The sequence below is a fragment of the Bradyrhizobium sp. genome, assembly GCF_030654605.1.
In the GTDB taxonomy this organism is placed as follows: domain Bacteria; phylum Pseudomonadota; class Alphaproteobacteria; order Rhizobiales; family Xanthobacteraceae; genus Bradyrhizobium.
Genome location: NZ_JAURXB010000128.1, coordinates 1 through 4,644 on the forward strand (window position 1 = coordinate 1; position 4,644 = coordinate 4,644).

The window sequence follows — 4,644 nt, forward strand, 5'->3', positions numbered from 1 at the left end:
CTTCCCGGCAAATTCTGCCGGGCGATTCACGTTTCGTTAACCACGGGGAGGCGATGCTGCCGCTTACACCGCGAGACCAAATCATGCGCATCTATGGACCGAACGGCACCACTCTCGGGAGCTCTGCCGGCAACGCCAAGCGAAGCTCGTCGACCGGTTTTTCGCTGCCGGAGGCGACCACGGCGGCCGAGACCCGCTCCGCCGCCCCGCCGAAAGCGGCCGGCAACATCGATGCGCTGCTGGCGCTGCAGGGTGTCGAGGATCCCACCGAGCGCCGCAAACGTTCGGTGCAGCGCGGTAGAGGCGCGCTCGACGTGCTGGATGACCTCAAACTCGGGCTGTTGTCGGGCAATTTCGACGCTTCCACCGTCAACCGGCTGCGCGCCGCCGCCGCCAACCTGAAATCCTCCTCCGGCGACCCCGGGCTCGACGCGGTACTGTCCGAGATTGAACTGCGGGTCGAAGTCGAACTGGCCAAAGCCGGGCAGTTCTGACCGGGCGAGCGGTTTTTCACAGGTTCCTGCGTGAAACCCTGGTGAATTCCCCAGGAAACCCTCGCGAAACCCTTGCGCCGGCAGGCTTTCCCGTTTCGAGCGATATTGTCTGTCACAACACGCCGCTATATAAGGCGCGCGCGGACGGACCATTTCCGCCCGCCTTGCACGTGAAAATGGGCTGGCCTTGGAAAAGTTGAAGAACTATCGACCGACCGAAAAAGAGCCTTTCATGAACGACCGCCAGCGCGAATATTTTCGCGGCAAGCTGCTGGCATGGAAGGACGAGATCCTGCGCGAATCCCGCATTACGTTGCAGACGCTGCAGGAAGAAAACGTCAACCACCCCGACCTCGCCGACCGGGCCTCGTCGGAAACCGACCGCGCCATTGAATTGCGCGCCCGCGACCGCCAGCGCAAGCTGATCTCCAAGATCGACGCCGCGCTGCAGCGCATCGAAGACAACACCTACGGCTATTGCGAGGAGACCGGCGAGCCGATCTCGCTGAAGCGGCTGGAAGCCCGCCCGATCGCGACGCTGTCGGTGGAAGCCCAGGAGCGTCACGAGAAACGCGAGAAAGTCTATCGCGACGAGTAGAATGTGGCCGCCGCGTGCGGTCATTTTGTTGAGTCGAACTGAAAGCCGCCGGCGATGGACAACATTCTCGCGGCCGCCCGGACCATCGCCGCCGCCCGCCGCGGCCGCACGCCGCTGAATTCGCTGGACGCGGCCGTAGCACCCAAGGACGAGGCCGACGGCTACCGGATCCAGCGCGCGGTGCACGATCTGCTGCTGCCGCAGTTCGGCGCCATGGTCGGCTACAAGATCGGCTGCACCAGCGCGGTGATGCAGCAATATCTCGGCATCCCCCATCCCTGCGGCGGCGGCGTCTTTGCAAAAGGCGTTCATGACAGCGGTGCGCAACTTGCTGCGGCCGATTTCGTCCGGGTCGGCGTCGAATGCGAGATCGCCGTCAAACTCGCGCGCGACATGCCGCCGTCGGAGGCGCCGTTCACGGCCGAGTGGGTGGCCGAGGCGATCGAGGCCTATTTTCCCGCGATCGAGATCGTCGACGACCGCTACGTCAAATGGGAGACGATGGGCGCGCCGACTTTGGTGGCGGATGATTTCTTCGCCGCCGGCTGCGTGCTCGGCGAGCCGGTGTCGCGCACCAAGGCGCCCGATCTGCGAGCCGTGACCGGCCGCGCCATCATCAACGGCGAGCTGGCGGGGCAGGGCACCGGCGCCGATGTGCTCGGCCATCCCCACAACGCGCTGGCCTGGCTCGCCAACCATCTCGCCGCCGAAGGAAAAGGTTTGCACGCCGGGCAGATCGTGTTGACCGGGAGCCTGGTCAAGACGGTGTGGCTCAACGCCGGCGACAAGGTGAAGATGGAATTGTCCGGGCTGGGGAATGTGCTGGTCTCATTCTCCTGAATTTTGGCGGGGGCACTCCTGCACCGCAGGATCATAGAAGCTCGTGATCGCGCGCAAGGGCACCACCAGCCGTTCCGGCCTGCGCCTGAACCACAAGCCGACCTCGAGTAGATCATCGGTCACCTTCAGGCCCTGGAATTCGTGCTGCAGCACGACGGTCATTTCTTCCGGATATTGCGCCTTCAGGTGGGCCGGAAGTTTCACGCCTTCGGCCCCGGTCTGAAACGTGATGTGGACCGGCCGCCGCTCGCCGGCTTGCCTGATCTCGTGCGCCATCACCTGCCGTTCCGGGACGAACCCGCAGGGCTCGGCCGCAGCCGCCGATGAAAGCAGCATCAATGCCAGCAAGGAAAGTAAACCGGATTTCATCTGATGCCCGCGGCTCGATTGGATTTCAGGTTGTCGGGTCATCGATGCGGATGGTTCATGCGTTTCGTGCGAATGACGGATTCAACACGCATTGAACGTGCGGGCGCATCGCAGATGTCCTTGGACGCCTGCGGCTTGGGGCGGTCGCGGTTATTGCCTCGACCGCCGTCGCCTGGTTACGCCGCGAGGCACCGTTCTGCCGAACGCAGCCGGTAGGGTTTGCCGCCGGGCGGGCGCGGCCCGCCATCGAGCTCGCAAAGGGCCTCCAGAATTTCATCGATGGTTACGGGCGCCTTCAGACCCGCCGGCGCGCGCAGCGCGGGGCATGAGGCGATCGCGCTGGCATCGGATGCCTAGGATGCGAGGATGGCTCGCTTCTCGGTCAGGCTCAGCGAGGGATGGGACACGACGTCCCTGGGATGATCGAACAGCGTGCCGGGGTGAAGCAGCGCGTGGATGTCGAACACATTGTCATCGAAAGCGGTCGTCGGCCGCATGGTTTCCTCCATTTCACAGACGAGGGCGGAATGCCGCGCGCTGTATTGCGCGCGGCATCGTCAAAGGATTTGTCAGGCCGCTCTGGCTTCGAGCTGCTGGACGTTGCCGGCGGAGGCACCGCTGATGGCGATACGCCGCGGCTTCATGGCTTCGGGAATCTCCCGAACCAGTTCGATTCTCAGCAGGCCATTGTCGAATGTCGCGCCCCTGACCACGACGTGGTCGGCAAGGCTGTACTGGCGCTTGAAGCTTCGGGTCGAAATACCCCGGTACAGAAACTCGCGTTCGACCTTCTCGGGCTTTTGCCCTTCGATGGTGACCACGTTCTGCTCCGCCGTGACCGAGATCTCGTCGGGCGAGAAGCCCGCAACCGCCAGCGAAATCTGGTAGCGGTCGTCGGCAAGCCGTTCGATGTTGTAGGGCGGATAATTGTCCTCGCCGGCCCGCTGGGCGGCCTCCGCGAGGTCGAACAGGCGGTCGAAGCCGATGGTCGAACGCCAGAGGGGCGAAAAGTCGTAGGTGCGCATAGCCAAATCCTCCAATGAGCAAGTTGGTTACGAGCGGCACCGGACACGTTTCCGGTGCCCGTCTCAGGCCGGGCCCGAAGGGCGCCCGGACGCCACTTCATGGTGGCGACAAAAAAATTAGCAAAGCGCGATTTGGTTTCAAGGGGATCGCGAAAATTCTTTGAAGGCGCTGCGGGGTATCATTGGTAACGGTCCCGTAGCCCGGATGAAGCCAGCGGATCGCGCGAAGGCGCGGGCCGCTGGCGCCATCCGGGAATCCGCCAGCCTGGATCAACCCGGGCTGAAAGTGTTCAGCCGGGCTGAAGGTGTTCAGCCGGGCTGAAAGCGTTGCGGCGCAAGCCGCCGCGCGGAACCAATTTCCGTCTGATCGATTGCCTGCGAGCAAGACGGAGATTGAAAACCATGAACGACCAGACCTCGCAGCCGCCCTACGTCTATGATGGCCTGGACCCCGTGCCGGAGCCCAAGTCCACCATCGCGGAAGTTTCCGACGCGGTGAAGGGCGCGGCCCACCGCGTCTCTGACGCCATCGAGTCCGGCCGCAAACCCGGAATGCCGCTCAGCATCATCGCCAACATCGCCCGCGAAGCGCCGCTCGGCTCGCTGCTGGTGGCGTTCCTGCTCGGTGTGGCCGTGGCCCGGCGGCGGTAGCACGGCAGCGTCCGCCCGCAACGGTTTCTTAACCGGAAATCCATCGCAACGGCGTCCGCCGCGCATCGTTTCGATAAATTTCAGGATTATCGGCCTTAACTGCGACGCGGCGTTTGCGCGCGTCGCGATATCGATTTTCCCGGATGATCCACGTCAAAGGACGATTCAGTTCAGGTCTGCTGCACCCGATGCAGGAATGTGTTCCGGGACCGCGCGCGCCGGGTCCAGGCCGGCTATTCCAGGCAGTGCCCCTGTTGCGAGGTGGTGTTGTTCTTCGAGGAAAACTCTCTGGACAAGAATATCACGCGCGCTTTGACCTCGGCGCGCGGCCTGCGCAAGGTATTGCGGGAGATGGAAGCCGCCGGTCCGCGCAAGGCGAAGGCTGTGCCGGCGGGCCGCAGGTCGTACTGAGGCGGACACGTGTGAGAACGCGTTGCGCTCCGACGTTCATCCAGCCCTCCAATTCACGACGAGCAGTCCCGGCACACGCTCGAATTCGCCGCCATTGGCGGTGACAAGCGTCAATCCTCTGCGCAGTGCCTGTGCGGCGATCAGCACATCGGAGTTGCCGCTCGGGATGCCAAGCGGTGTCAGATGTGCGCGGATGAACCCGGCCTCGCGCGCATCTTCCGCGTCGAACGGCAGGACGACGATCTCCGCGCTCAGA

The 4,644-nt window shown here is 63.8% G+C and carries 8 protein-coding genes and 1 pseudogene; 5 read left to right on the forward strand and 4 right to left on the reverse strand.

What is annotated here, in order from left to right:
- Window positions 1–83 precede the first annotated feature (83 nt).
- The 3 genes from Q7U29_RS12905 (at window position 84) to Q7U29_RS12915 (ending at window position 1,932) form a co-directional block, all read left to right on the forward strand.
- Window positions 84–494, forward strand: coding sequence for a flagellar assembly protein FliX (locus Q7U29_RS12905; RefSeq protein WP_304741955.1), 411 nt, complete (start codon window positions 84–86; stop codon window positions 492–494).
- Window positions 495–726: 232 nt separating this feature from the next.
- The gene (dksA, locus tag Q7U29_RS12910; protein WP_304741958.1) at window positions 727–1,092 is read left to right on the forward strand and encodes an RNA polymerase-binding protein DksA; all 366 of its coding nucleotides are present in this window, start codon (window positions 727–729) and stop codon (window positions 1,090–1,092) included.
- 54 nt (window positions 1,093–1,146) lie between these two features.
- Window positions 1,147–1,932 (forward strand): 2-keto-4-pentenoate hydratase, encoded by a 786-nt coding sequence (locus Q7U29_RS12915; protein WP_304741960.1) that lies wholly within the window; start codon window positions 1,147–1,149, stop codon window positions 1,930–1,932.
- Here the strand turns inward: Q7U29_RS12915 and Q7U29_RS12920 are convergent.
- The 3 genes and pseudogenes from Q7U29_RS12920 to Q7U29_RS12930 form a co-directional block, all read right to left on the reverse strand.
- A complete protein-coding gene (locus Q7U29_RS12920) occupies window positions 1,921–2,301 on the reverse strand; it encodes a ClpXP protease specificity-enhancing factor SspB (protein WP_370691749.1) in 381 nt (126 codons plus the stop codon). The genes Q7U29_RS12915 and Q7U29_RS12920 overlap by 12 nt on opposite strands.
- A 176-nt stretch (window positions 2,302–2,477) precedes the next feature.
- Window positions 2,478–2,798 (reverse strand): annotated as a pseudogene (locus Q7U29_RS12925) (hypothetical protein).
- A gap of 72 nt (window positions 2,799–2,870) precedes the next feature.
- Window positions 2,871–3,326, reverse strand: coding sequence for an Hsp20 family protein (locus Q7U29_RS12930; protein WP_304741962.1), 456 nt, complete (start codon window positions 3,324–3,326; stop codon window positions 2,871–2,873).
- Between the two features lie 402 nt (window positions 3,327–3,728).
- Between Q7U29_RS12930 and Q7U29_RS12935 the strand changes: the two genes are divergently transcribed.
- Both Q7U29_RS12935 and Q7U29_RS12940 read left to right on the forward strand, forming a co-directional pair.
- Window positions 3,729–3,977: a hypothetical protein gene (locus Q7U29_RS12935; protein ID WP_304741964.1), complete on the forward strand. Its 249-nt coding sequence runs from the start codon at window positions 3,729–3,731 to the stop codon at window positions 3,975–3,977.
- Window positions 3,978–4,244: 267 nt separating this feature from the next.
- Complete coding sequence (locus tag Q7U29_RS12940; protein WP_370691750.1) at window positions 4,245–4,388, forward strand: hypothetical protein; 144 nt, start codon at window positions 4,245–4,247, stop codon at window positions 4,386–4,388.
- 36 nt (window positions 4,389–4,424) lie between these two features.
- Here the strand turns inward: Q7U29_RS12940 and Q7U29_RS12945 are convergent.
- A partial coding sequence (locus Q7U29_RS12945) for a PIN domain-containing protein (protein ID WP_304741967.1) occupies window positions 4,425–4,644 on the reverse strand: 220 nt, incomplete at its 5' end.

What these genes read in the sequence shown, in the direction of transcription:
- Q7U29_RS12905 (WP_304741955.1), top strand. Translation starts at nt 84, where the DNA reads ATGCGCATCTATGGACCGAACGGCACCACTCTCGGGAGCTCTGCCGGC.
- dksA (WP_304741958.1), top strand. Translation starts at nt 727, where the DNA reads ATGAACGACCGCCAGCGCGAATATTTTCGCGGCAAGCTGCTGGCATGG.
- Q7U29_RS12915 (WP_304741960.1), top strand. Translation starts at nt 1,147, where the DNA reads ATGGACAACATTCTCGCGGCCGCCCGGACCATCGCCGCCGCCCGCCGC.
- Q7U29_RS12920 (WP_370691749.1), bottom strand. Translation starts at nt 2,301, where the DNA reads ATGAAATCCGGTTTACTTTCCTTGCTGGCATTGATGCTGCTTTCATCG.
- Q7U29_RS12930 (WP_304741962.1), bottom strand. Translation starts at nt 3,326, where the DNA reads ATGCGCACCTACGACTTTTCGCCCCTCTGGCGTTCGACCATCGGCTTC.
- Q7U29_RS12935 (WP_304741964.1), top strand. Translation starts at nt 3,729, where the DNA reads ATGAACGACCAGACCTCGCAGCCGCCCTACGTCTATGATGGCCTGGAC.